The organism is Gordonia jinghuaiqii (genome assembly GCF_014041935.1).
GTDB classification, from domain to species: domain Bacteria; phylum Actinomycetota; class Actinomycetes; order Mycobacteriales; family Mycobacteriaceae; genus Gordonia; species Gordonia jinghuaiqii.
On the sequence record NZ_CP059491.1, the window covers coordinates 4862333 to 4887887 of the forward strand.

The following is a 25555-nucleotide window of genomic DNA, read 5'->3' on the forward strand; positions in this document are numbered from 1 at the left end:
GTTCGTGCCGTATCGCCAGGTCAGACAGGGTTCCGCGTGGGGTCAGACGGATACGAAGAGCGCGACTGCCATCGCGATCATGATCACCGCGACGACGGCGTCGAGCACCTTCCATGCCCCCGGACTCGCGAAGAACCCCGACAGCTTGCGCGCACCGCCGCCGAGAGCGGTGAACCAGATCACGCTGGCCGCGCATGCGCCGATCGCGAAGGCCCACTTGCCGTTTCCGTGCCCATTGGCAATCGCACCCATGGTGAGGACGGTGTCGAGATAGACGTGCGGGTTGAGCCACGTGAGCGCCAGCGCCGTGCCCACCGCCACCCAGCGGCCGGCCGACTCCGCCTCTCCCGCGTTCGTGGCGATCGCGGCGTTGCTCCGCAGACTCCGCCTGGCGGCCAGCAGGCCGAGCACGAGGATGTACAGCCCGCCCGCGATCTTGGCCACGGTCACGACCTGCGGATGGGTGGCGACCAGGGCGCCGAGACCGGCAACACCCGCGACGATCAGGACCACATCGGAGATCGCGCAGACCGCAACGATGGGCGCGGTGTGCCGTCGGGCGACACCCTGCCGCAGCACGTAGACGTTCTGGGGGCCGATCGCGATGATCAGGCCCGCTCCGGTCAGCAATCCGGCGAACGCCGGAACGAGGTAGCTGGTCACCTCGATGAGGCTAGGAGCCGCCACATCGTCAGTACAGCGAATGTTTCTGATGAATCATTAACAGAACTTAATCAGCCGGCCCGGCCGAGGCCAACCGCCCGCAACAACGCACAGAATGTGTCGATGTAGGCCTCGATGTCGAGGTCCCCCACCAGGCCCTGCTGCACCACGGCACCCTGCATCATCGACACCATCACCTGCGCGAGAACCGCGGGGTCACCGGGAAGCTCGTGCCCGGCGTCGCGCCATTCGATCAGGACACGTTCGAAGACACCGCGCAATCCGTGCACGATGTCTGCCACGGTGTCGCGCAGGGGCGGATTGTTCGCAGCTTCACCCCAGACCGTCAACACCATCCGGAAGCCGTCGGTCAGCGGGGCGATCTCGACCATCACCCTGGAGGCGAGCGCGCGCACCGCGTCCTCGGGCGAGGCCATCTGAGGCGACTGCTCGTCGAAGCTGCTGATCCCGGCCTCATAGGCGACGAACATCGACCGCGCGACCGCGGCGATCAACTCCTCCTTCGACGAGTAGTAGGAGTAGACCGCCCCGGCACTGAGCCCGGATTCGCGGATGACGTCGGACATCGAGGCCCGGTGGAAGCCCTTGTCCACGAAACAGCGACGCGCGGCCTCGAGTATCTGCTGGCTGCGCTCGAGCTTGCGCTCGTCACTGATCTTCGGCATTCGACCAGCATAAAACGAATATTCGTTCTTGATTGTTCATCGGCACGGGCGCATACTCACTAAAACGAAGGTTCGTTCTTTTTAGGAGCAGGCGATGAGTGCACATCCAGAGGCTGCCGAAGCAGTCGCCGACGACCAGCCGTTGTCCTCCGGGCCGGGCGCTCGACCCGCGACGTCGTCGAACCACACGCCGGGCTGGCGGATGGTCGTCGCGATGGTCGTGCTGATCCCGACCGTCGTCGTCGCCATCGCGGCGATGTTCGTGTCACTGGCCGTCGACCCGGAACCGCATCGAGTCCCGCTGGGGGTGGTTGCTCCTCCGGCCGCGTCGCAGGCCATCGAGTCGGCACTGGCCGAGCGGGCCGGCGACGACGCCTTCGTGATCGAGCAGTTCGCCGACGCCGAGGGCGCCCGTGCCGCGATCGAGCGGCGGGACATCGCCGGGGCGTTCACGATCGGCCCGGATGGCGTGACCGTGCTGACCGCGGAGGCCGGGTCGGCCGTGCTGGCACAGGTGGTGGCAGCGACCGGAACCGGTATCGCCACCGCACGATCACTGCCGGTCACCGTCGAGTCGGTGGTGTCGACACCCGAGACCGATGCGCGCGGTACCGGATTCGCGGCCGGCCTGCTCCCGCTCCTCATCGCCGGCATGGCCCTGGGCGCGGCGGCGGCGATCGCGTTGCGCGGCCGGGTGGCCATGCAACTGACCGTGGCGACGCTGGGATCGTTGGTGGCCGGGTTCGGATTCGCCGCGGTGTGGTCCTGGCTCGGTGTCATCGACGGGGGCGTCGCCGCCGTGGGCCTGGCCGCGGCGCTCATGATCGGCGCGATCGTGTGGTTCACGGCCGGCTTGGGAGCACTGCTGGGCCCGGCCGGGGTGGGCGTCTCGGCTCTCTTGATGGTGCTGATCTCCAACCCGCTGTCGGGGCTCGCATCCTCGCCGTATCTGCTCCCCGCGCCCTGGGGTGCCGTCGGTCAGTGGCTGCCGCCCGGCGCGGGCGGGACCCTGCTCCGCTCGGTTGCCTACTTCCCGGAAGCGGGCATCGCCGGCCCGGTGGCCATCCTGCTCGGCTGGGTCGTGGCAGGTGCCGCACTGCTGGGGTTGGCCGCCCTGCGGCAGGCCCGAACGCAGGCGGCGGTCGCTCGGGGCTAGGAGTCACCGAGACACCAGTACATCCCGATCAGCTGACCTGCCTCTAGGATCGCCTGGGTGGACATCAGCCAGGAGGGCTTGCGCACCCTGGCCGCGGTGCTGCGTGAAGGGACCTTCGACGCCGCGGCGGCGTCGCTGCACATCACCCCGTCGGCGGTCAGCCAGCGCATCAAGGCACTCGAATCCGCGGTCGGCCGGGTGTTGTTGCGGCGCAGCAAGCCTGCCACCGCGACACCCGACGGTGAGATACTGGTCCGTCTCGCCAAACAGTGGGAGTTGTTGCTCGCCGAGACACGCGCCGAGTTCGTCGGAACTCCCGACGACGAGGACGTACCGCTGACCGCACGGCCCCGAGTCCATCTCCCCATCGCCGCCAACGCCGACTCGCTCGCGACCTGGCTGCTGCCGGTGCTGGCACGGTTCCATCGGGAACACGCCGTCGCGGTGGAAGTCTTCCGTGACGACGAAACACGCAGCAGTGCAATGCTTCGCACCGGGGATGTACTGGCCGCGGTGACATCGCAACCCCTCGCGATCCGCGGCTGCACACTCCGATCCCTCGGAACGATGCGGTATCTCCCCGTCGCCACACCAGAATTCATCGAGACCTGGCTACCCGAGGGACCCCACGCCGAAGCGCTGGCCCGGGCACCGATGGTGCAGTTCGACCGCAACGACCACATTCAGCGCAACATCTCGTCGGCGCTGGCCGGCCACCTCATCGATCCGCCAGCGGTGTACATCCCGGCGTCGACCGAATACCACCGCGCGGTCGAACTCGGCATCGGCTGGGGTGCGGTACCGGTCGTCCAGATCTCCGAGGCCCTCGACTCCGGCCGGGTGCGCCTCATCGCCGACCACCACATCGACGTCCCGCTCTACTGGCAGTACTGGAAGCTGAGTTCCCCTCTGCTGCAAGCACTCACATCGATCGTCGTCGAGGGAGCCGAGGTCGCCCTCTAGCTGCGGCCGGGTCAGGCGCGGCCGGTGGCCAGGACGGGCGGGCAGACCCAGCGTCGGATGAACTCGCGAAGGTCGTCGTCCGACCGGGCCGGGTTCGCGGGGTACTGCAGAAAGCTGAGCCACACCCGCATCACCATCTCGGCCAGACCCGACATCGCGTCGTCGTCGAAGCCGTGCGCCTCCCAGTCGACGTCGAGGCGACGCAGCATCGCGGCGCCGAGCTCGACGGCGCCGGCCGAGGTTGCCTCGCGGGTGAAGAACTCGGTTTCGCCGGCCCGCACCATCAATCCGATCGCGGGCTCGTCGGGCAGGACCCGAAGGCAGTAGATGATGGTCTCGGTGATCGCATCGGCGGGGGTGTGCACCTCGGCGAGATCCGCCTTCATCCGATCGAGGAAATCGGCCACGCCGGCATTCGCCACGGCCACCAGCATCTCGTCCACCGACGAGTAGTAGCGGTAGACGGTCTGTCTGGTGACACCCAGCTCGGCGGCAACGTCGACCAGCCTGGTCTTCTGAGCACCGTAGCGCTCTACGCAACTCGCCGCGGCGCTCAGAATCCTGGCCCTGGCCTCGTCAGAGTCCCGGGGCAGATCGCCTTGCCACCCCCGGGTCCTCATGCATCCATGCTCTCACACGTCTGATGACGAGCGAGCTCCGACAACTGCCGGGCTACCGTCGGCCGCCCGCCGTCCCCGGCTCAAAGCGACGCCCAGTACGCCGATCGCAACGACGAGACAGGCGATCACATACGGGAGGCTCCCGATCGGCGTGTTGTCGGCGGTGATCCCGTCGTCCGCGTCGAAGAACGCCGGCAGCGCGGTGAGCCACAGCACCACATGTACCCCGAGGAACAGGAGCGGGAACACGATGAGGAAGGGACGCGCGCTGCGCGCCTCGTCGACGCCGATCGTCGGGTCGCTGCGCAGGCGACGCCACTGCGAGTACAGCAGTGCCAGTCCGATCCCCCAGACGAGTGCCATCTCGATCCAGTACACGATCGTCTGCGCGTCTTGGTTCGCGTTCTCGTCGCGACCGAACAACGCCGTCGGGATGGACAGCAGCGGCATGCTGATGACAGCCACGACACCGGCGACGATGATGCGCCATGTCAGCGACCAGCCGCGCGGGGCACGGCCCTGTGAGGTCGGGATCTTCACCAGGCGCACCGCGAGGTAGACGAGCACGGCGAAGGAGACGGTCGCGAACAGCCACACACTGCCCCACGGCACCGAGGCCAGGGTGGGCACCGCGGCGGGGTTGCCGAGATCGTCGGGCGTGATGCCCTGGGCCCGGAGTTGGTCGAGACTGTCCCGGTAGTACGGCGCATCGACGTTCCAGGCCCACCACTTGAGCTGGGGGCCGAGCTGATCGAAGATCTCGTAGAAGGTCTGGAAGACCAGGGCCAGTACGAGCGAGCCGCGCAGCGCCGAGCGCTTCGAGCCGTCGAAGAAGCCCCACGCCCGGACGATCTCGTAGGCGAGCTGACTCACGGCCGGGTAGAAGGCGACGATGTAGAGCGGCAACCGGTCGAACATGAAGGTGACCGTGAAGACGTTGTGGGAGAACATGAATCCCATCGCCTCCTCGGCGTGGAACCAGTTCGGGAAGTACAGCGGCGGCTCGATCACGAACAGGTAGACCAATGAGCCGATCCACACGGTCAAGTTGGTCGGGTCTCCGTCGCGTCGGAGTCGGCGGATCGCATGGATCAGCGCGAGGATCGCGCCGAGGATGATGGTGACCTCGAGGATCGGTTGCGTCCAGTGGGTCAGATCGGCCGGATTACGAATGGTGACAAACGGATTGGCGCCCTCACAGTCGAAGCCGAGGTAGCTGGTGATTATCGACGGGACGTCGCCCGGGGTGCAGACTGCCATCGTCTCTACTTACCTGCCGCGGCCGAGACCGCTGCGAACTCACCCTGAGGGGTTCCCTGGGGAATCGCCAGGGCGCGGCCGGCCGGATGGGGCGTGCCGTCGCGCCAGATGTCCGACGGCGGGTCCTGCTGGTTGTCGGTACCGATCGGCAGCTTGGTGCGCTTGGCAGCTCGTTTGACCGCGAACCACGCCAGGCCGGCCAGGACGCGGGGACTCTTGACCATGGTCATGACCGACTCATCCAGGTTGAAGACATCGGCGAAGTGCTGGGCGACGACCTCGTCCTCGCGCGTGGTGGCCGAGATGTGGTTGAAGATCGGCCAGCTGGCTCGGTTGGCGAGCTGTTGCCGCCACCGCGGCGCGATGTCGGTGCCTTCGGCGTTCTCGTACCCCTGGTCGCGGGCCAGCGCCAGCGTCCAGATGTCGTCGAGCAACTCTCGTTGCGAAGCGAAGTAGTCCTTGGTGAACGCACTGTCGACCTGAGTGGCGGCGGCGAGCTTGTCGCGCAACAGCACCGCCGACTTCGACGCCGAGCTCATGCCCTGGGCGTAGAACGGGTTGAACCCGCACACAGCGTCGCCCACGACGACCAATCCGGCCGGGGGATTGTCCAATGCGTCGTAGCGGCGGCGCTTGTTGCCGGTCGACTTGGTGACGAACACCTTGGAGATCGGCTCGCACATTTCGACCGCGCGGGCGAATGCCGGGGCGCGCACCTTGCGGACGGTGTCCATGAACTCGTCGTCCTTGCGGGGCATCGGGTGACCCCACGATCCCATGGTGACCAGCACGCGGTCGCCTTCGATGGGAAAGATCTGGCACAAGAAGTCGTGTTCGATCGGGTGGGGCTTGGTGTCCGAGGTCGGCATCACCGACATCTGCGCCCACCACCAGCTCTCCGGAAGATCCGCCGGCTTCTGGAACCACTGCGAGACGTAGGTGACACCCGCGTCCAGCGACTGCACCGGGCTCTCGGGCCACCCGGCCTTGACCAGCCAGTCCGAGACCGCAGATCCGCGACCGAGGGTGTCGACGACGAAATCCGCGTGGATCACCCGCTTGTCGTCACCGCCGTCGCCACCGACCACCCAGACGCCGGTGACGCGTCCGTTCGGCGTTCCGCCGTCCACGGTCTCGAGGCCCTCGATGTTGACGCCCTCTTCGACGACGACATTCGGCACCAGGGCGAGCTTGTTACGCAGCGTGCGCTCGATGAGCAACCGCGACGCGTAAACCATGGTCATCGGCGCTTCTTTACGCGGCACCCACACCGATCCCTCGCAGTGCGCGGCCGCCAGAGACGGCATCATGTGCAGGGCTCCGGCATCGATGAGCGCCTCCTCGTAGCCCGGGAACAACTCGCCCATGGCGCGTCGTCCGGAGTTGAGCAGGAAGTGGGGATGCTTGCTCTGCGGGACTCCCCGACGATGCTCGGCGTCATCAGGAATGATGTCGCGTTCGAGCACCAGCACTTCGTCGAAGTACGGCGCCACTGCGCCTGCGGCGCACATACCCGCGACACTGCCGCCCAGCACAACCGCCCGTTTACCCAGAGACACCGACCCACTCCATCTATGTCACGTCATACGTTTTTTGGATGATGTGTCACCGTAAGCTGTGTGCCGGGTCACGTCAACACGTTCTCCGGGTTCGGCTCGATCGGTCACTCAGGGATGCCGTGACGGTGTGCCCGTCGGCGACACCGACCCGGCCGGCCCCCCGCTTCGCATTCGGTTTCGGTGATCTTCGGCGAAACATGTTGCGACGCTGCCGATCAAATCCTGTCCGCGCCGTAGGCGGCGTGGAGCTATGAATGCGTCGGCGACACCAGCTTCGGATGCCCCTCGTCGACGAGCGGGTTCTCGATCTCGTCGCGCCACATGCCGGCCGCAAAGTAGAAGGCCCACGCGATCGGGACCGGCAGGACGCCGGCGAGGACGAACGTCGCGGTCAATCCGATCGCCGACGACACCGGTGCGGCGATCGCCATCGACACCGGCATCAGTGCGACCGACACGAAGAAGTCGAGGCTCGCTATACGCCCGAGAAGCGCAGGCGGAACCCGCCGCTGTAACAGCGTGCCCCACAACACCATCGGGCCGTCGAACAGGATGCCCATGCCCACACCGGCCACGATGAACATCCAGGTGGAATCGGCGATCCCCATCAGCACCAGTGGAACGCTGGAGAACGCCCACAGGGAGAACATGACCGTCAGGTACCTGCGCGGCATCGGGAACGAGGCGAACACCAACGACGCGGCGGCCGCGCCGAGACCGAAACCGGCCAGGACCCAGGCATGTTGGGTCGCGCCGCCGTCGATGCGCTCACGCAACGCGAACGGGACGAGCACCTCGATCGGGCCGAGCGTGGCCAGCACCAGGACGCACGCGAACAGCAGTGTGCCCCACAGCCACGGCGTCCGGGCCATGTACACGAACCCTTCGGCGAGGTCGGTCACGACACCACGCGCGCCTGCGCTCTTCGCGACCACCGGTTCGTCGGCGGAGCTCTGGCCCAGACGGCGGGTCGTCACCGGGGCCATCGCGAGATAGCAGACCCCCGAGGCGATCGCCGCGACCGCCGCCATCAGCACCGCGGGACCCGGCGCGGAGGCGCCGATGACCGCACCCGCGATCATCGGCCCGACGGCCTGCATCACCACCGGCCGGAAGAAACCCTCGATCCCGTTGGCCGCCTGCAGTTCCGACGGCGCCACCACCCCGGGCAGCAGTGCCGAATAGGCCGGGTAGTACATCCCGGTGGTGATTCCCCCGAGCAGGGAGGCCACCACCACATGCCACAGCTCCAGCGCCCCGGCCAACGACGCCAGCCCGATCGCGCCGAACGCGACCATCTTCGCGACCTCGAGGCCGATCATGATGTGGCGCTGGGAGACACGGTCGGCGAGCACACCACCGGCCAGCGTGGAGAACAGCATGCCCACGGCCGCGACACCGGTCGCCAGCGACACCTGCCCGGGCCCACCGCCCAGTGCGATCACCTGCCAGATCACCGCGATGGTCCACACGCCGTCGGCGAACATCGCCAGGATCAGACCCGACGCCAGCAGCCGGTACTGCCGGCGCGCGAACGGCAACAACGCGCGCGGCAGACGGGTGTCGACGGCAGAGCTCATCCTTCGAGCTTGCCGCAGCGTCCTGTGCCGACGCCAGCGATTTCGGCGCGCCCGGCATCTCGGCGCGGACGGTCGGTCGCGGTCAGCTCGCCTTGCGCGAGGCCTTCTTGGCCGGGGCCTTCTTGGCGGTGCTCTCGGTGCCCGAACTGCTCGATGCGGACTTCTTCGCGGCCGTGCTCTTCGACCCCGTGCTCTTCGACGCCGCCTTCTTGGCCGGCGCCTTCTTGGCAGCGCTCTTCGATGCCGCCTTCTTGGCCGGCGCCTTCTCGGCCGGTGCGGAGTCGTCCGCTGTGGAGTCGCCCGAGTCCGAATCCGAGGCCCCTCGGTCCTTCACCGAGGCGCGCAACGCGGCGAGCAGATCGGCGACCTCGGAGTCCTCGTCGCCGGATTTGTCCTCGTCCTCGGCCTCGGGGAATGCCTCGCCGCCCTCGGACTTCGCCTCGATGAGCTTGGCGAGCTCGTTCTGATACCTGTCCTCGAACTCGGACGGGTCGTAGTCGGAGGCCATCGACTCGATCAGCGACGCCGCCATCTGCAGCTCCTGATCGCGGATCTCGGTGTCGTCGTCGAGGAATCCGAAGTCGGGTTTGCGCACCTCGTCGGGCCACAGCAGGGTCTGCAGCGTCATCACGCCGTCGACGACGCGCAGCGCGGCCACCCGCGTGCGGTTGCGCAGTGTGAAGGTGGCGATGGCCAGGCGGTCGGTCTCCTCCAGCGCCCGGGCCAGCAGCACGTAGGCCTTCGGCGACTTCGACGACGGTTCGAGGTAGTACGGCTTGTCGAAGTAGATGGGATCGACCTGATCGACCGGCACGAATTCCAGGATCGAGATCTCCGGACTCTTCTGCACCGGCAGGCTCGCGAGGTCCTCTTTGGTGAGGATCACCGTTTCGCCGGACTCGGTCTCGTAGGCGTTGGCGATGTCGCCGTAGTCGACCTCGTTGTCGGTTCCCTCGCGCACACGCCGGTACCGGATGCGGGTACCGTCGGTCGAGTCGACCTGATAGGACTTGCGGTCGTGACTCTCGGTCGCCGAATAGACCTTGACCGGCACGTTGACCAGGCCGAAGCTGAGGTCGCCCTTCCAGATCGAGCGCATGACGGCCATTCTGCCAGGAGTTCGGCCGCGATGGCGAGAAGCCGCTCGGATCGTGTGGTCGCCCGGACTGTGTGGAGAATGGGGGAATGGCGGGCGGCGAGATCCTGGAGGTCAACGGTCGCCGGATCTCGATCACCAATCTCTCCAAGGTGCTCTATCCGGCGGCCGGGACGCGGAAATTCGAGGTCATCGACTACTACTCGCGTATCGCCGATGTCATGCTCCCCCACCTGCACAATCGGCTGATCACCCGCAAGCGGTGGCCCAACGGCGTCGAGTCGACCCCGTTCTTCGAGAAGAACCTCCCCGACAGCGCCCCGGACTGGATCCGGCGTCACGGCATCCAGCACAGCGAACGGGTCATCGAATACGCGATGGCCGACGACAAGGCCACCCTGGTGTGGCTCGCCCAGATGGCCGTGCTGGAGATCCACACCCCGCAATGGCGGCTGCCGATGGGCCCCGACGGTGCACCCATGGCCAACCGCATCGTCTTCGACCTGGACCCCGGCCCGCGGGTGCCCCTGCACCGGACCGCCGAGGTCGCCCTGGAGATCCGCAACTGGCTCGGCGGCGCAACCACCTACCCCGTCACCAGCGGCGGCAAGGGCATCCATCTGTACGCCCGTCTGCCGAAGCCCGTGCCGTCGGACGCGGCACGGAAGGTCGCACAGGAGGTCGCCAACGAATTCGCCCGCCAGAACAGCGATTTCATCACCGCCAAGATGTCCAAGTCGCTGCGCGACGACAAGGTGTTCATCGACTGGAGCCAGAACACCGCGGCCAAGACGACACTCGCCCCCTATTCGCTCCGCGGTCGCGAACACCCGTGGGTGGCCGCACCGCGCACCTGGGAGGAGATGTCCGACCCCGACCTGTCTCAGTTGCTCTACACCGAGGTACTCGAGCGCGTCGCCGAGTTCGGCGACCTCCTCGCCGACCTCGACGCCCCCTACGACGACGAACCCGGACCCGACGCCGAGCCGGAGCCCGGCGAGGTCATCAACCTGCGCGAATACCGCCGCAAACGCGACCGGTCGAAGACTCCGGAACCCTTCGGCGACGAGGTGCACCGGCAACGCGTCGCGACCGAGGACGAGCCGTTCGCCGATTCCGAGGCCGACGTCCCGACCGCCGGGCGCGCACCGATCTTCGTCATCCAGGAGCATCATGCGCGGCGCCTGCACTACGACTTCCGCCTCGAACACGACGGTGTCCTGGTCTCCTGGGCGGTCCCGAAGAATCTCCCGACCGATCCCGATCAGAACCGGCTCGCCGTGCAGACCGAGGACCACCCCATGGACTATGCCGATTTCGAAGGCGACATCCCCGCGGGCGAGTACGGCGGCGGGCACGTATCCATCTGGGACAAGGGCACTTTCGAGCTGGAGAAGTGGCGCGACAAAGAGGTCATCGTCCGGCTCCACGGCGAGCGGGTCCAAGGGCGGTATGCACTGATCCGCACCGGGGACAAGAACTGGCTCGCGCACCTGATGAGCGACGAACCGCGCCCGATCCTCCCCGACAGCCTCACCGATCCGCGCCCGATGCTCGCCACCGACGAGGCGATCGACGGGCTCAACGGGCGCGACTGGGCGTTCGAGGGCAAGTGGGACGGGTACCGGCTGCTCGTGCGCTCGGTGGGCGGCGAGTTCCGTCTCACCTCGCGTTCGGGTATCGACATGACCCGGGATTTCCCCGAATTGGCCGGCCTGGCCGACGATCTCGGGCTGATGGACGTCGTCCTCGACGGCGAGGTGGTGGCACTGGACTCCTCCGGGCGCACCAACTTCACCCTCCTCACCTCACGGCGGCACACCGACGAGCCGTACAACCTGCGGCTCTACCTCTTCGACATCCTGTTCCTCAACGGCTCGTCGTTGCTGCGCAAGCCGTGGTCGGTACGACGCGAACTCCTCGAGGAACTCGCATCCGCGTTCCGGAACTCGCCGTTCGTCGAGGTCCCGCCACTGCTTCCCGCACCCGGCCACGCCGCGGTCGAGTACAGCCGCGAACACAACCTCGAAGGTGTTGTCGCCAAACGCCGTAACTCGGTCTACCAACAGGGCCGGCGCTCCACCACCTGGCTCAAACACAAGAACTGGAGCGACATCGAGGTCGTCGTGGGCGGTTACCGTCCGGGCCGCGGCAACCGCGCCGACACGATCGGGTCGTTGCTCATCGGACTGCCCGAGGACACCGGACTGCGGTATGTCGGTCGCGTGGGGACGGGATTCACCGACGCGCAATTACGTTCGCTCGCCGAAGAACTCGAGCCGCTGAAGATCTCGCGATCGCCGTTCCTGGACAAACTCGACCGTCCGGTCGCGGCGAGTGCGGTGTGGGTGCTGCCCAAGATCGTCGGCGAGGTGCGTTTCATGGACTGGACATCGGCCGGACATCTGCGTCACCCGAGCTGGCGGGGTATCCGGCGGGACAAACTTCCCGGCGATCTCTGACCGAGCGGGCCCGCAGCGCGAAGCAGCCACGCCGATCCCCCACTTCACCGCACAATGGTCGAGGATGCGGCCACGCCCGCACGCGTCCGCCGACTCGTCGAAACGTAGGTGAGCAATGGCAGATTCCGCCGACCAGCGATCGGACAAGCTCGACCGCAGCGTCATCGTCACCGGGCTGGTCATCGTCTCGGGGATGGTCATGGTGGTCCTGGACACCACCATCGTCAACGTCGCACTGGACTCGCTCAGCACCGAACTCGACGCCACGTTGTCCACGACGCAGTGGGTGGTCACGGGCTATCTGCTCGCGGTGGCGCTGGTCATTCCGCTCACCGGTTGGGCCATGGACCGTTTCGGACCGAAACCGACGTGGATCACCGCGGTGAGTCTGTTCGTCATGGGCTCGGCGCTGTGTGCCGCGGCCTGGTCCATCGAGAGCCTGATCGCCTTCCGCATCCTGCAAGGCCTCGGCGGGGGCATGCTCCTGCCCGCCGGGCAGGCCATCATCACCCGCGCCGCGGGGCCGGATCGACTCGGCCGGGCGATGGCGATCCTCGGCGTGCCCATGCTGCTGGGTCCGGTGCTCGGACCGGTACTGGGCGGCCTGCTCGTCGAATACACCAGCTGGCACTGGATCTTCCTGGTCAACGTCCCGGTCGGCATCCTCGCAGTCGTCCTCGCGGTGTGGAAGCTGCCCTACGGCGACACCGCACCCGACCGCGATCGCCTCGACCTGCTCGGTCTCGCCCTGCTGTCCGGCAGCCTGGTGTGTCTGCTCTACGGACTGTCCAGCGCGAGTTCACACGGCGGGTTCACCGACCCCGGTGTGCTCGGCTGGCTCATCGGCGGTGCCGCCGGTCTCGGGATCTACACCTGGCACAGCCTTCGGAGGGGCGCCGATTCCATCGTCGACGTCCGTCTGCTGACCAACAGGGTGTTCGCCGCGGGAACGGTCTCGGTGTTCCTGGTCGCCATCAGCCTGTTCGGCGGCATGCTGCTCCTGCCGCTCTACTATCAGGCGGTTCGCGGGGAGGGCGCCCTCGACGCCGGTCTGCTGCTAGCACCGCAAGGACTCGGGGCCGTGGTGGCGATGGTGGTGGGCGGCCGGATCACCGACCGCATCGGCGCCGGGTACGTCGTGCCCGTCGGCGTCGTGCTCGCGATGGTCGGCACGTACCCGTTCACCCAGGTGAGCGTCGACAGCTCTTACGTGTGGCTGAGCCTGGCACTGTTCGTGCGCGGTATGGGTCTGGGCTCGGTGATGATGCCGACCATCGCCGCCGCCTACAGCGATCTCGGCAAGGACGTGGTGACACGAGCGGCACCGACGCTCTCGGCGATCCAGCAGGTCGGCGCGTCGCTGGGTAGTGCCCTGCTGGTGACGGCATTGACGCAGCGACTCACCCACGAACTGACCTCCCACGGCGTCCAGTCGAACGGCGGCGGCACCGACCTGATCGGTTCTGTCCCACCGGAAGCCATGCCGGTGATCGGTCCGTTGCTGGCCGATTCGTTCGGCTACGCCTTCTGGGTGGCGTTCGCACTCACCGCGGTGATCGTCATCCCGGCGTTCTTTCTGCCGCGACACCGCCCGCGCGACCGCGACGCGTCACCGGCGTCGGCGGCAGGGATCTGAGACAGGAGTCCATCACGATGAGCGAGACGATCACCATTGCCGCGGCGTACGGCGACACCGAGGCCTATGTGGCCCGGCCGGATCCGCCCGCCGGCGGGGTCTCCCTGCCGGGCGTGCTGTTCCTGACCGACGTGATCGGCCTGCGGTCGCGGACCCGGGCGATGGCGGACCGCATCGCGTCGTGGGGTCACGTCGTGATGGTCCCGCATCTGTTCTACCGCTTCTCCTCCGCCGAGGACTGGGCCCCGGCCGAGGATCTGTTGCTGCCGGAGGCGCGTGAAGCGTTCTTCGCCGCCGCCATGCCGCGGGCGCGCACACTCACCCCCGACACGGTGCGCCCCGACCTCATCGCCTATCTCGACGCCCTGCGGGCGTTGCCGGGCGTTTCGGACCGTCCGGTCGGTGTCACCGGCTACTGCATGGGTGGCCGGCTGGCACTCAACGTGGCCGCGGCCCGCCCCTCCGACGTCGCCGCCGTCGGCATGTTCCACGCCGGCGGCCTGGTCACCGACGACCGCGACAGCCCCCACCTGCACCTCGTCGGCATCGACGCGTTCGTGCTGGCCATCCACGCCGACAAGGACCGTTCGCTGCCGCACACCGCCGTCGCCCAGTTCGAACACGCGCTCACCTCGAGCGGTGTCACGCACGCGGCGACCGTGTATCCCGGTGCGTCGCACGGTTACACGATGTCCGACCTGCCCGCCTATCACCACGAGGCCTGCGAACATCACTTCGCCGAGTTGGAGGCGCTGTTCCGTAGAACCCTGTCCACGTGAGGTGGTTTCAGCGGGCCGCCCTCGACGTAGGCGTTCACGAGGCGGCCGCTCGCGCCGGGGCACCGATGGGGCGTCCCTGCCGCAGCGGGAGTTCCTTCCAGGTGACGGTGCCGATGATGGCCAGCAGCGACATGATCGACACCGCCAGGAACACGAGGTCCATCGATTCGGCGAAGCCCTGCTTGACGGGCTGTGCCACGTCGGCCGGCAGCTTCTCGATGATCGACGTGTCGCTCATGACGCTGTCCGACGATCCGGTTGCCGCACCGGGATTCTGGGCGGCCGCGATGAGCGACTGTCCGAATGCACTGACTCGCGGGTCGCCGCTCTGGCGGAAGAAGGTGGCGGTGCCGGTGGACAGTCCCATGTCCTTGGGCGGCAGGATGTTCTGCATCGCGAGGGTGATCGGCTGCATCAGGTTGCCGAGGCCGAAGCCGAGCAGCGCGGCCATCAGCATGACCAGGTACACCGGGGTCTCGGTGCCGACCAGGTGCAGCAGGAAGGTGCCCGCGGTGATCAGCACCGCGCCGATGATCGTGAAGATCTTGTAGCGGCCGGTGCGCGAGATCAGCTGTCCCGACAGGATCGAACCGGCCATGAGCCCGAGCACCATGGGCAACATCTGAAGGCCGGCGACCATGGGGCTCGACCCGCGTAGGACCTGAAAGTACTGCGGCAGCATGGAGATCCCGCCGAACATGACGGCGCCGACGATGACCGAGATGACGATGCCCTGACTGAACACCATGTTCTTGAACACGCGCAACGGGATCAGCGCGTCGTCGCCCATCGTGTGTTCGACCCAGATGAAGGCGGCGATACCGATCACGCCGATCGCGTAACAGAGTGCCGACGGTCCGGAGCTCCACCCCCATTCGCGCCCTTGCTCGGCGACTATGAGCAGCGGCGCGACCGCGACGGCGAGCGCTGTCGCACCCCAGTAGTCGGTGCGGCCGCCGACGCCCTTCTGCTGGTCATAGTTGAGCACCTTGTAGACGACGAACAGCGCGGCGAGTCCGATCGGCACGGTGACCAGGAACACCCAACGCCATCCGGAGACCCACAGGATCGTCGTCTGGTCGGCGAACAGGCCGCCGAGGACCGGACCGAGGACGCTGGACGTGCCGACACGGCGAGGAAGCAGCCCTGGTATCTGGCGCGTTCGCGCGGCGAGACGATGTCGCCGATGGTGGTCAGGCGAGCGTCATCAGGCCGCCCGCGCCGAGTCCCTGGAAGGCCCGGAACCCGGCGCGCTCGTACATCGACGTGGCGATCGTGCACAGCAGCGAGCCCACGACGAAGATCGAGATCGCCAGCAGGAACAGCGGTTTGCGACAATAGAGGTCGGAGAGTTTGCCGTACAGCGGGGTCACGATCGTCGCGGTGACGAGGTAGGCCGTGGTCACCCAGACAATGCATGTCGTATCCCTGCAGTTCATCGGCGATGGTCCGGATCGCCGTCGACACGATGGTCTGGTCCAGCGCGGCGAGGAACATGCCCATCATGAGGCCGCCGAGGATGGTCAGGATCTGACGATGGGTCAGTCCGGCCCCGGCGATGTCATCGTCGTGAGCCACTGCGCCGGCGGTTGCCGAGGAATCTGTCATCGTTGCCCTTTCACCGCTGTCGCGGGCCCACATGACGGCCGAGGCGTCGACGGTCTTTACCTTCCCTTTGCAATTAGTTGCGTACCTCAACTAATTGCCCGTCCGCGGGTACGCGTGCGAAGTCCAACGCATGCACCGGCCCGGAGACCTGCGGCGGGCTGCACCACAGTCACGCCGACATAGTGCGTTGCGACTCTCGCCGGAGATGCGATGAGTCCTACAGGCCGCCCGACAGATAACCTCGTGGGAGTCAGTGACCGTGACGGGAGCTCTTCGTGTTCGTTGTCGCCCACATCAGCGACCTGCATTTCAACGGGACGCGGTTCAATCGGAGCCGCATCGAGTCGACGCTGAGCTACATCAACGCCCGCGCCGCAGGCATCGACGTCCTACTCGTCACCGGCGACATCGCCGACGAGGGCGCCCCGAGCGAGTACCGCGAGGCCCACGGGGTGCTCGAGAGTCCCCTCCCCATGCTCATCACCGCAGGCAACCACGATGTCCGCGAGCCCTTCAGCGCGGCTCTGATCGGCACGGAGACGTCGGGGCCGATCAACCACGCACGACGCATCAGTGGCCGCGACGGGCTCGACGTCCTGTTCTTGATGTGCGACAGCTCGATTCCCGGCCGCAACGACGGTTACCTCGACGACGCGACCATCGGCTGGCTCTCGGATCAACTCGACGCCGAGGACCCCGCCACCCCGGTGTTCATCGCCTTTCATCACCCGCCGGCCAAGCTGCACATGCCCTTCATGGATTCGATCCGCCAGACCGGCGAGGAGCGACTCGCCGCGCTCGTCGGACAACATCCGAACGTCGTCGCGTTCCTGTGCGGACACGCGCACACGCCTGCGGTGACCGTCTTCGCCGATCGCCCGTTGTGCCTTGCGCCGGGAGTGTCGTCGACGCTCAGCCTGCCCTTCGAGGGGCGTGAGATCGTCAATCGCGGTCAGCCGCCGGGCATCGCCTTCCACCTCTATGACGACGGGCAGCTCGTCACCCACTTCCGGTCGGTGATGTTCTAGACCGGGGATGTCCCGGACCGGTGACGCCTAGTCTGCGCCGATTGCCGACGAGCCGGTCTTGAGCAGCTCCTGAAGGATTTTTCCGCCGATCTCCGGGATCAGGCCGGGGCCGGTGTCCGGGAGGTTCTGCGGGAGCAGGCCCGCCTCGTGGGTAGCCGGGATCCGCGCGGTGCGGGTGGCCTCGAGGCGGATGCCACTCTGCTGCGGTTTGGCCAGCGGGGTGAGGTACTTGGCGAGGTCGGTTGCGGTGGTGAGTGTTCCGACGACGCGCAAGCCGGCCGCGCCGAAGTCCGCGGCGCCGCGTCGGATGTGGTTGGGCGAGGTAACCAGGACGATGTCGCGAATCCCCTGGGCCCGGAGCAGTTCCGCGGTGTTCTGCGCGTTGGCGACCGTCGACCCCGACTTGTCCTCGGTCAGAATCCGATTGGCGTCGACGCCGTTGTCGACGAGCCACGTTCGCATGGCGGCCGCCTCGGTGATGCCCTTCTTCGGCACACCGCCGGTCACCACGATGGGCGCGCCGGTGGTGATCTCGGATTGTTCTTTACCTGCCGACACCCGGTTGACGAGTTCCGGCGCCATCTTGCCGTTCGCGTTCAACCCGTACCCGAGGATGACGATCGCGACTCGCCCCGACACCGGCTTGGGAGTCGTGTCCGGGACGATCGCAGCGGCGGTCGCCACACCCGAGATGACGTTGCGTGCCGTCGTGGCCAGCATCGGGTTCATCATCGACAGTCGGCTCAACGCCGATCGCCCGACCGCATCCTCGACCTGGTCAGCCCAGACAGCCTGCAGCGCAAGGGCGTCGGTATCTGCCGGCGCGACCGCGAGGACCTGTTGCAGAAGATCGAGACCACCGGTGACGTCACCGCCGGCGAACTTGGACTGGGCACTGTTGTAGAGACCGGCCGGATCGACGGCCGACGCGGTGGTGACCACGCTGACGCCATCGGCGGGTAGCGAGCCCACGGCCACGCCACCGAGCGCAGCGACCGCGATCGTCGCCGCGGCAACCAATTTCATGCGCTTCACTCTGGTAACACCAGTCACTCGCGCAACAGTACGAGACTCGAACAACAGCCACGCACCCGTCCGATCCCAGATAGGTAACGGGTGCGGACAACCGGGATGCCTCGATACGCGTCTTCGTGGTGACCGCGCCGCCGACGGAAACGGTTACTGCCGGGCCACCAGCCTCACCACCGGATACTCGCGGGTCGCCTTCTTCTGATACTTGGCATACCGCGGCTGCGCCTCGACGACCGAGGTCCATGCACTCTCGCGGTCGGCGCCCGACAACACCACCGGGGTCACCTCCACCGGCGGCTCGCCGTGCCGCTCGATGGACACCGAGTCCGGATGTGCGACGAGGTTCGCGTACCAATCGGGGTTTCGTCTGCCGCCGCCCGACGCGACGATCAATCGGTCGCCGTCGGCCGGGAACCAGCTCAGCGGGGTCTCCCGCGGCGCGCCGGACCTGCGCCCGGTGGTCCGCAGGATCAACATCTCCATCCCCCACATCGATCCACTCTTGGTGCGGATGCGTTTGACGGTGCGCTCGTTCATCTTCCGCTGATACCAGAGCGAGAGTGACATGGTTGCTTCTCCATCGGACGTGGGTGGGTAGCGATCTGAATCACACGCTAACCACAGCCGCCCCGGCACGCTTCTCGATTCCTGATCACATCAACGTGACCACGTCGTGCAGATCCCCTCCCGCAGATCCCTCCGACACGACAAACCCCCGTCGGTCCGGCTCGACGACCGGACCAACGGGGGTGTGAGCGAAACTGCTACAGCGCCTTCAGTTCCTCGATGATGCCGTCGACACTCTTCTTGGCGTCGCCGAACAGCATGCTGGTGGTGTCGCCGAAGAACAGCGGGTTCTCGATACCGGCATAGCCCGAACTCATCGACCGCTTGAGCACGATCACCGAGCGCGCCTCGTCGACGTTGAGGATCGGCATCCCGTGGATCGGGCTGCTCGGGTCGTTACGCGCGGCCGGGTTGGTGACATCGTTGGCGCCGATGACGATGGCGACATCGGTACGGCTGAACTCGCCGTTGATGTCGTCCATCTCCTTCATCGCGTCGTAGGCGACGTCGGCTTCGGCCAGCAGCACGTTCATGTGACCGGGCATGCGACCGGCGACCGGATGGATGGCGTACTTGACCTCGACGCCCTTGGCCTCCAACAGGTTCGCCATCTCCTTGACCACATGCTGGGCCTGCGCCACCGCCAGACCGTAACCGGGGACGACGATGACCTGGTTGGCGTAAGCCATCTGGATCGCGGCGTCGGCGGCCGAGGTGGCCTTGACCGTGCCACCCTCGCCGCCGGGTCCACCGGCCACAGCCGCATCGCCACCACCGAACGACCCGAACACGATCGCCGGGATGGAACGGTTCATCGCCTTGGCCATCAGGTTGGTCAGGATCGAGCCCGAGGCACCCACGATCATGCCCGCCACGATCAGCGCCGTGTTGTCCAGCGCGATACCCGCGGCAGCCGCGGACAGACCCGTCATGGCGTTGAGCAGCGAGATGACCACCGGCATGTCCGCGCCGCCGATCGGGAACACCACGAACAGACCCATGACGCCGGCTGCGAGAAGCAGTCCCACCATCCACCACATGCTGGCCCCGCCACCGTCGGAGGCGTTGACGCCCAGGTAGATGGCCACACCGAGAGCGACGAGCAGCAGCACGATGTTGGCCGCCTGGAAGAGCTTGGCGTTGGCGACGAAAGCCTTCTCCAGTCCCTTCGGCATGATCTCCTGCAGCTTGGCGAAGGCCACCAGCGAACCCCAGAACGAGATCGAACCGATCACGGCGGCGATCAGCGAACCCACCACCAGCGGCGAGGCCGGCTCGATGTTGTGGAAGGTGGAGAACCCGGAGGTCTCGATGAACTCGGCCCACGCGATCAGCGCCACCGTGCCGCCGCCGACGCCGTTGAACAGCGCGACCAGCTGCGGCATCGCCGTCATCTTGGTCTTCAGCGCGGGCGGGATACCCAGCGCCACACCGAGAGCCAGACCGACGGCGATCAGCACCCAGTTGATCGTCGGAACGCCCTCGGTGGAATGACCATCCGAGCCGACCGCGCCCTCGTTCCAGATGTAGAGCAGCGTCGCGGCGACCGCCAGACCCATACCCACCGCGGCGATCCAGTTGCCGCGTACCGCGGTCTTCGGTCCGGTCAGACCCATCAGGCCGTAGATGAACAGCGAGAAGGAGACGATGTAGAGCGCCATCACCAGATAGGAGATGCCCTCGCTCGGGGTGTGCGAGCCCGCGGCCAACACCAACTGTGACATGAATACGTCCTGGGCGCCGTTCACTTGGCGGCCTCCTTCTTACCCTTGAACATGCCCAGCATCCGGTCTGTGACCGCGAAGCCACCGATCACATTCAGCGTGCCGAACACCAACGCGACGAACGCGATGATGCGCACGCCCCACCCGGCGTCGGCGGGCAGCTTGCCCAGGACCACCAGCGCGCCGAGCACGACGATGCCGTGAATGGCGTTGGTGCCCGACATCAACGGGGTGTGCAGGGTGTTGGGAACCTTCGAGATGACTGCGAACCCGACGAACCCGGCCAACACCAGGATCGCGAGATTCGCGAGAAGTCCGGCATACATCAGACCTTCACCTCCTGAGGGGTGTCCCGGGTGACACACGCCGCAGCGAGCACCTCGTCGTCGAAATCCGGTGTGATCGCGCCGTTCTCGTCGAGCATCAGCTCGATCAGCGCGAGCAGGTTCTTGGAGTACAGCTCACTGGCGTGTTCGGGCATGGTGGCCGGGAGGTTGAGCGGGGCACTGATCGTCACGTCATGTTTGACGACGGTCTCACCGGGCTCGGTCAGCTCACAGTTGCCGCCGGTCTCGCCGGCCAGGTCGATGACGACGCTGCCGGGCTTCATCCCCTCCACCGCGGCGGCGGTGACGAGGCGAGGCGCGGGACGTCCGGGCACGAGTGCGGTGGTGATGACGACGTCGAAACCCTTGATGGCATCCTCGAGTGCCTGCTGCTGCTGAGCACGCTCCTCCTCGGTGAGCTCACGGGCATAACCGCCCTCACCGGCGGCGTCGATACCCAGATCCAGCCACTGCGCACCCACCGATCGAACCTGCTCGGCGACCTCGGGCCGCACGTCGTAACCGGTGGTCCGGCCACCCAGACGCTTCGCGGTGGCCAGCGCCTGGAGGCCGGCGACACCGACACCGAGGACCAGCACGGTCGCCGGCTTCACGGTGCCGGCCGCGGTGGTCAGCATCGGGAAGAACCGGGTGGACAGGTCCGCCGCCACGACGACCGACTTGTAGCCGGCGACGTTGGCCTGCGAACTCAACGCATCCATGACCTGGGCGCGCGAGATACGCGGAATCGCCTCCACCGCATAGGCCTCGACGCCGGCCGCACGCAGCGTGCCGATCTGATTGTCGGCGTTACGCGGCGCGAGGAACCCGATCAGTTTCTGCCCGCTGCGGAGCTTGCCGATCTCCTCGTCCGACGGCGGAGACACCCGCAGAACCACATCGGCGCTGTACGGATCGCCGATCGTCGCTCCGGCCTCGGTGTACGCCTCGTCCGGGATCAGGGCGCCGAGACCGGCCCCCGATTCCACGACGACGGGCACACCCTTGCCCACCAGCGCGGCGGCCACCTTCGGGACAAGCGCCACACGACGCTCGCCCGGGGCCGTCTCGCGCACGACACCCACTGTCATTGCTCTCACCCTGCCTGTTGGCGCCGCTGCGCGGCGCCGTCTTGTCCGGCGCCGGTAGTCGACGCCTCTTACGCGTTCACAAAACGTGACCCTCGTGCAGATCGTGCAGCTCCGCCATGTGACGGCGGCGCGGACGACCTGAACTCAGGTCACGAATGCCGGGAATCGGACAGGGATGGCTGTCACCCGGCTCACATAAAGGTCCGATGAACATAACACGCACTCTCAGCGTCAGCTCAGGGGAGTCGGATAGGTCACTCCGCCCTTGACGTAAGAGCTTTCACCCAGAATGGACAGCCGTCCAGACAAGTGTCGTCCGCGAAGTCCGCGCCGACGTCGGGTGGCCGGTGTCAGGTGATGGTGTAGCCACGGTCGTCCAATCCGCTCGCCCCATCGGGCGCGGGCGACTGATATCGCTCGATCTGCGGCCGGCCCAGCTTGTCGATGGCCCGGCATTCGAGGGTGTGCTCGCCCTTCGTCGCCTGCCACGGAAAGCGCCATTGCCGCCACGTGTCGATGCTGTACTCGGTGGTGAGTTCGGCCGGTTGCCAGGGCCCCTGGTCGACGCGCACCTCGACCCGCTCGATCCCGGTGTGCTGGGCCCACGCGGTGCCGGCGATGATCACCTCTCCCGCCGGATGCTCGGTCCCGTCGGCGGGGCGGTCGAAGCGTGATGCCATCTTGATCGGACCGAGCGCCGACCAGCCGCGCGTCGTCCAGTACGCCTTCGCGTCGCTGAACCGGGTGATCTCCCAGTCGACAACCCACTTGGTCGCCGACACGTATCCGTACAGGCCGGGCACCACCTGGCGGACCGGGTATCCGTGTTCGATGGGCAGGGGTGACCCGTTCATGCCGACGGCGAGCAGTGCGTCACGCCCGTCGGTGAGCGCCGAGATCGGGGTGCCGCAGGTCCATCCGTCCACACTGGTCGACAGCAACATGTCTGCGCCCGGGCGGACACCTGCGAGGTCGAGGACAGCACGCATCGGCACGCCGAGCCAGGAGGCATTCCCGACCAGGTCGCCGCCGACGTCGTTGGAGACGCAGGCGAGGGTCACCACACGTTCGGTCATCGGCATGGCGAGCAGGTCATCCCAGCTGAGCGTGACCTCCTTGTCGACGTCGCCGTGAATTCGCAGCCGCCACTCGCTTGTGGTGAGCGTGGGGACCTGAAGTGCGGTGTCGATCCGGTAGAAGTCGGCATTGTCGGTGACGAAAGGGGTTGCGCCCGAGAGGTCCAGCTCGGCGCCGGGCGGAATCGGAGGAGCCGGCACGGCCGGTTTCGGCAGCAGCAACCGGGCCCGGTCGGCGACCGTGTCGGCGGTGTCGGCGAGCATGCGGCGCCCCACCACGCCCACGGCCACGGCGGCCGCCGCGATGCCGGCCGCGGTCAGCACGAAACGTCGCGAGAGCGGTGCGCGCGCAGCGGGTTCCGGCTCGTCGTCGACGACGGCGGCTTCTCGCGACCGGTTCGGGCCCAGCTGCGCCAACAGGATTCGCAGCACGACGACCCCGACGACACCGGCGATGATCGACGGGATCGCATACGTCCACGACGCCCCGGGACGGTTCACCGCAGCGAGGACCCCGAGTACGCCGAACACCGCGATGATGACCGATCCGAGGGGCGGCCGACGGCGTTCGAGGTATCCCGACGCCGCGGCCAGCAGGGCGATGATGACGCCCATCCCCACGTAGAGCGCGACCTTGTCGGAGGTGCCGAACGTCTCGATGGCCCACTCGCGAACCGCCTCGGGAGTGGAATCGACGACCGTCGACCCGACGGCGAAGTAGGGCGAGGCATCCGGCGACACCGGGACCGCGGCGAGCTCACCGACCGCCAGGGCCGCACCCACCGCCACCACTCCGGACACCTCGGGGGCGATGGAGGGTGTGCGCAGCTTCGGGATAGAAGTCATCCTTCTTGGTACCGGAGAACTCTGTGAATACCCCGTGGAGCGTACGTTCCGAGACCCGCCGGTGACCCGGCGGACGTACCAGGACACCAATCGTCACCAAGGACTAGAACAGGTTCTAGTTTGTCCGCTAATCTGAGCGCCATGGCTACCAGCACCGAGATTCCGGCGACCGTTCCCCTCGACTCGGTGACCTCGTTCTCCGACGAGGTCGACGTCGTCGTGATCGGATTCGGCATCGCCGGCGGATGTGCCGCCGCGGAGGCCGCGGCGAACGGCGCACGCGTCCTGTTGCTCGAACGCGCCGCGGCACCCGGCGGCACCACCTCGCTGTCCGGCGGGTTCTTCTACCTCGGCGGCGGCACGGCAGTGCAGAAGGCGACGGGGCAGGAAGACTCCGTCGAGGAGATGGAGAAGTACCTCACCGCGGTCTCGGTGGACCCCGAGCCCGACAAGATCCACGCCTACTGCGCCGACAGCGTCGACCACTTCAACTGGCTCGAAGGCCTCGGCTTCACCTTCGAGCGCAGTTTCTACGCAGAGAAGGCCGTCATCCAGCCCGGCACCGAGGGCCTGATGTTCACCGGCAACGAGAAGGTCTGGCCGTTCAAGGACCAGGCCGTCCCCGCGCCGCGCGGCCACAAGGTGCCGGTCCCGGGGGAGACCGGCGGGGCGAAGCTGGTCATCGATCTGCTGGTCACCCGGCTCGATGAGCTGGGGGCCGAGGTCCGGTACGAGACCGGGGCCCGCCAACTGGTCGTCGACGAGCAAGGCGCGGTGGTCGGCGTGACCTGGAAGACGCCCGATGCCGAGGGCGTCATCCGCGCGGATTCGGTGATCATCGCGGCCGGCGGTTTCGTCATGAACCCCGACATGGTCGCCGAACACACCCCGCATCTCGCCGAGAAGCCGTTCGTGCTGGGCAACACCTACGACGACGGCCTCGGCCTACGCATGGGCCGATCAGTCGGTGCCGCACTGAAGTACATGGACAAGGCGTTCATCACCGCACCGATCTACCCGCCCGCGAGCATGGTCATGGGCGTCATCGTCAACAAGTACGGTGAGCGGTTCGTCACCGAGGACTCCTACCACGCGCGGACATCGGGATTCATTCTGGAACAACCGGATTCGACGGCATACCTCATCGTCGACGAATCACACATGAATCAGGAGCACAATTACCTGATCAAGTTCATCGACGGCTACGAATCCGTCGCGGAGATGGAAGCCGCACTCGGCATCCCCGAGGGCAATCTGCAGCAAACGATGGCGCGGTACAACGAGAACGCCGCGAAGAAGGAGGATCCCGACTTCCACAAGGCGGCCGAGTTCCTCGAACCCCAGGACACCGGCCCCTGGGCCGCCTACGACCTCTCACTGGGCAAGGCGGTGTACGCCGGTTTCACCATGGGCGGCATGGCGACCTCGCTCGACGGCGAAGTGCTCGACGACTCCGGCGCGGTCATCCGCGGTCTGTACGCCGCAGGCGCGAGTGCGACCAACATCGCCCAGGACTGCAAGGGTTATTGCAGCGGAACACAATTGGGTGAGGGGTCGTACTTCGGTCGACGCGCGGGGCGTCACGCCGCGGCGAAGGTGACCTCTCGGGCGTGAGGGTGGTTTCGATACGGTTCTCGCCTAGCGGCTCGAACCTACTCAACCAGCAGAAACGCACCCCCGGCGGTCGAGCACAACCCACCCCCGCTGATAGGCCAGCCCCACACACCCGCTGGTTGAGTAGGGCCGAGGCGCTAGCCGAGGTCCGTATCGAAACCAGGCCGCCCAACCGGTTTCACG

20 protein-coding genes and 1 pseudogene are annotated in these 25555 nt (G+C 66.9%); 7 read left to right on the plus strand and 14 right to left on the minus strand.

Going from position 1 to position 25555, the window contains the following annotated elements; genetic code table 11:
• Window positions 1-42: 42 nt before the first annotated feature.
• Together H1R19_RS21645 and H1R19_RS21650 are read right to left on the minus strand one after the other, a co-directional pair.
• Window positions 43-663, minus strand: coding sequence for a LysE/ArgO family amino acid transporter (locus tag H1R19_RS21645; protein WP_219850131.1), 621 nt, complete (start codon window positions 661-663; stop codon window positions 43-45).
• A gap of 71 nt (window positions 664-734) precedes the next feature.
• Entirely contained in the window at window positions 735-1349 is a 615-nt protein-coding gene (locus tag H1R19_RS21650; RefSeq protein ID WP_219850132.1) for a TetR/AcrR family transcriptional regulator, read from the minus strand.
• A 94-nt stretch (window positions 1350-1443) separates the two neighbouring features.
• Between H1R19_RS21650 and H1R19_RS21655 the strand changes: the two genes are divergently transcribed.
• Together H1R19_RS21655 and H1R19_RS21660 are read left to right on the plus strand one after the other, a co-directional pair.
• On the plus strand, window positions 1444-2505 hold the full coding sequence (locus H1R19_RS21655) for an ABC transporter permease (protein ID WP_219850133.1): 1062 nt from the start codon (window positions 1444-1446) through the stop codon (window positions 2503-2505).
• A gap of 57 nt (window positions 2506-2562) precedes the next feature.
• Window positions 2563-3468 carry a LysR family transcriptional regulator ArgP gene (locus H1R19_RS21660; RefSeq protein WP_219850134.1) on the plus strand — a complete coding sequence of 302 codons (906 nt, stop codon included), beginning with the start codon at window positions 2563-2565 and terminating at the stop codon, window positions 3466-3468.
• Between the two features lie 11 nt (window positions 3469-3479).
• Here the strand turns inward: H1R19_RS21660 and H1R19_RS21665 are convergent, their stop codons facing one another.
• The 5 genes from H1R19_RS21665 to ku form a co-directional block, all read right to left on the minus strand.
• Window positions 3480-4088 carry a TetR/AcrR family transcriptional regulator gene (locus H1R19_RS21665; RefSeq protein ID WP_188328346.1) on the minus strand — a complete coding sequence of 203 codons (609 nt, stop codon included), beginning with the start codon at window positions 4086-4088 and terminating at the stop codon, window positions 3480-3482.
• 12 nt (window positions 4089-4100) lie between these two features.
• Window positions 4101-5348: a hypothetical protein gene (locus H1R19_RS21670; protein ID WP_219850135.1), complete on the minus strand. Its 1248-nt coding sequence runs from the start codon at window positions 5346-5348 to the stop codon at window positions 4101-4103.
• Window positions 5349-5353: 5 nt separating this feature from the next.
• Window positions 5354-6907, minus strand: a complete 1554-nt coding sequence (locus H1R19_RS21675) for an FAD-dependent oxidoreductase (RefSeq protein ID WP_188328348.1) — start codon at window positions 6905-6907, stop codon at window positions 5354-5356.
• 248 nt (window positions 6908-7155) lie between these two features.
• Window positions 7156-8487, minus strand: a complete 1332-nt coding sequence (locus H1R19_RS21680; protein WP_219850136.1) for an MFS transporter — start codon at window positions 8485-8487, stop codon at window positions 7156-7158.
• An 82-nt stretch (window positions 8488-8569) separates the two neighbouring features.
• Window positions 8570-9586, minus strand: a complete 1017-nt coding sequence (ku, locus tag H1R19_RS21685; protein ID WP_443984636.1) for a non-homologous end joining protein Ku — start codon at window positions 9584-9586, stop codon at window positions 8570-8572.
• 86 nt (window positions 9587-9672) lie between these two features.
• On the opposite strand from ku, the gene H1R19_RS21690 reads away from it, so the two are divergent.
• From H1R19_RS21690 to H1R19_RS21700, 3 genes are all read left to right on the plus strand, one after another.
• Window positions 9673-12045, plus strand: coding sequence for an ATP-dependent DNA ligase (locus H1R19_RS21690; protein WP_219850138.1), 2373 nt, complete (start codon window positions 9673-9675; stop codon window positions 12043-12045).
• Window positions 12046-12160: 115 nt separating this feature from the next.
• Window positions 12161-13681 carry an MDR family MFS transporter gene (locus H1R19_RS21695; protein WP_219850139.1) on the plus strand — a complete coding sequence of 507 codons (1521 nt, stop codon included), beginning with the start codon at window positions 12161-12163 and terminating at the stop codon, window positions 13679-13681.
• Between the two features lie 17 nt (window positions 13682-13698).
• Window positions 13699-14460, plus strand: coding sequence for a dienelactone hydrolase family protein (locus H1R19_RS21700; RefSeq protein ID WP_188328353.1), 762 nt, complete (start codon window positions 13699-13701; stop codon window positions 14458-14460).
• Window positions 14461-14494: 34 nt separating this feature from the next.
• Here H1R19_RS21700 and H1R19_RS21705 read toward each other — a convergent pair.
• Window positions 14495-16068 (minus strand): annotated as a pseudogene (locus tag H1R19_RS21705) (MDR family MFS transporter).
• A gap of 275 nt (window positions 16069-16343) precedes the next feature.
• Here H1R19_RS21705 and H1R19_RS21710 point away from each other — a divergent pair.
• Window positions 16344-17096, plus strand: coding sequence for a metallophosphoesterase family protein (locus H1R19_RS21710; RefSeq protein WP_188328354.1), 753 nt, complete (start codon window positions 16344-16346; stop codon window positions 17094-17096).
• A gap of 27 nt (window positions 17097-17123) precedes the next feature.
• Here H1R19_RS21710 and H1R19_RS21715 read toward each other — a convergent pair whose 3' ends face one another.
• From H1R19_RS21715 to H1R19_RS21740, 6 genes are all read right to left on the minus strand, one after another.
• Window positions 17124-18122 carry a YdcF family protein gene (locus tag H1R19_RS21715; protein WP_219850140.1) on the minus strand — a complete coding sequence of 333 codons (999 nt, stop codon included), beginning with the start codon at window positions 18120-18122 and terminating at the stop codon, window positions 17124-17126.
• A gap of 153 nt (window positions 18123-18275) precedes the next feature.
• Window positions 18276-18695: a nitroreductase family deazaflavin-dependent oxidoreductase gene (locus H1R19_RS21720; protein WP_219850141.1), complete on the minus strand. Its 420-nt coding sequence runs from the start codon at window positions 18693-18695 to the stop codon at window positions 18276-18278.
• A 197-nt stretch (window positions 18696-18892) separates the two neighbouring features.
• Window positions 18893-20419, minus strand: a complete 1527-nt coding sequence (locus H1R19_RS21725; protein ID WP_188328357.1) for an NAD(P)(+) transhydrogenase (Re/Si-specific) subunit beta — start codon at window positions 20417-20419, stop codon at window positions 18893-18895.
• 20 nt (window positions 20420-20439) lie between these two features.
• Window positions 20440-20745: an NAD(P) transhydrogenase subunit alpha part 2 gene (locus H1R19_RS21730; protein WP_004020381.1), complete on the minus strand. Its 306-nt coding sequence runs from the start codon at window positions 20743-20745 to the stop codon at window positions 20440-20442.
• Window positions 20745-21836, minus strand: coding sequence for a Re/Si-specific NAD(P)(+) transhydrogenase subunit alpha (locus tag H1R19_RS21735; protein ID WP_188328358.1), 1092 nt, complete (start codon window positions 21834-21836; stop codon window positions 20745-20747). Before H1R19_RS21735 ends, H1R19_RS21730 begins: the two co-directional genes overlap by 1 nt.
• A 350-nt stretch (window positions 21837-22186) precedes the next feature.
• Window positions 22187-23758, minus strand: coding sequence for a molybdopterin-dependent oxidoreductase (locus tag H1R19_RS21740; protein WP_188328359.1), 1572 nt, complete (start codon window positions 23756-23758; stop codon window positions 22187-22189).
• Window positions 23759-23899: 141 nt separating this feature from the next.
• Between H1R19_RS21740 and H1R19_RS21745 the strand changes: the two genes are divergently transcribed.
• Window positions 23900-25372, plus strand: a complete 1473-nt coding sequence (locus H1R19_RS21745; protein WP_188328360.1) for an FAD-binding protein — start codon at window positions 23900-23902, stop codon at window positions 25370-25372.
• Window positions 25373-25555: the final 183 nt, after the last annotated feature.

Excerpts from the sequence above, each read along its gene's own strand:
- H1R19_RS21665 (WP_188328346.1), bottom strand. The coding sequence starts at position 4,088 with ATGAGGACCCGGGGGTGGCAAGGCGATCTGCCCCGGGACTCTGACGAG.
- H1R19_RS21700 (WP_188328353.1), top strand. The coding sequence starts at position 13,699 with ATGAGCGAGACGATCACCATTGCCGCGGCGTACGGCGACACCGAGGCC.
- H1R19_RS21730 (WP_004020381.1), bottom strand. The coding sequence starts at position 20,745 with ATGTATGCCGGACTTCTCGCGAATCTCGCGATCCTGGTGTTGGCCGGG.
- H1R19_RS21725 (WP_188328357.1), bottom strand. The coding sequence starts at position 20,419 with ATGTCACAGTTGGTGTTGGCCGCGGGCTCGCACACCCCGAGCGAGGGC.
- H1R19_RS21715 (WP_219850140.1), bottom strand. The coding sequence starts at position 18,122 with ATGAAATTGGTTGCCGCGGCGACGATCGCGGTCGCTGCGCTCGGTGGC.
- H1R19_RS21720 (WP_219850141.1), bottom strand. The coding sequence starts at position 18,695 with ATGTCACTCTCGCTCTGGTATCAGCGGAAGATGAACGAGCGCACCGTC.
- H1R19_RS21690 (WP_219850138.1), top strand. The coding sequence starts at position 9,673 with ATGGCGGGCGGCGAGATCCTGGAGGTCAACGGTCGCCGGATCTCGATC.
- H1R19_RS21735 (WP_188328358.1), bottom strand. The coding sequence starts at position 21,836 with ATGACAGTGGGTGTCGTGCGCGAGACGGCCCCGGGCGAGCGTCGTGTG.
- H1R19_RS21740 (WP_188328359.1), bottom strand. The coding sequence starts at position 23,758 with ATGACTTCTATCCCGAAGCTGCGCACACCCTCCATCGCCCCCGAGGTG.
- H1R19_RS21670 (WP_219850135.1), bottom strand. The coding sequence starts at position 5,348 with ATGGCAGTCTGCACCCCGGGCGACGTCCCGTCGATAATCACCAGCTAC.
- H1R19_RS21650 (WP_219850132.1), bottom strand. The coding sequence starts at position 1,349 with ATGCCGAAGATCAGTGACGAGCGCAAGCTCGAGCGCAGCCAGCAGATA.
- H1R19_RS21745 (WP_188328360.1), top strand. The coding sequence starts at position 23,900 with ATGGCTACCAGCACCGAGATTCCGGCGACCGTTCCCCTCGACTCGGTG.
- H1R19_RS21680 (WP_219850136.1), bottom strand. The coding sequence starts at position 8,487 with ATGAGCTCTGCCGTCGACACCCGTCTGCCGCGCGCGTTGTTGCCGTTC.
- H1R19_RS21695 (WP_219850139.1), top strand. The coding sequence starts at position 12,161 with ATGGCAGATTCCGCCGACCAGCGATCGGACAAGCTCGACCGCAGCGTC.
- ku (WP_443984636.1), bottom strand. The coding sequence starts at position 9,586 with ATGCGCTCGATCTGGAAGGGCGACCTCAGCTTCGGCCTGGTCAACGTG.
- H1R19_RS21655 (WP_219850133.1), top strand. The coding sequence starts at position 1,444 with ATGAGTGCACATCCAGAGGCTGCCGAAGCAGTCGCCGACGACCAGCCG.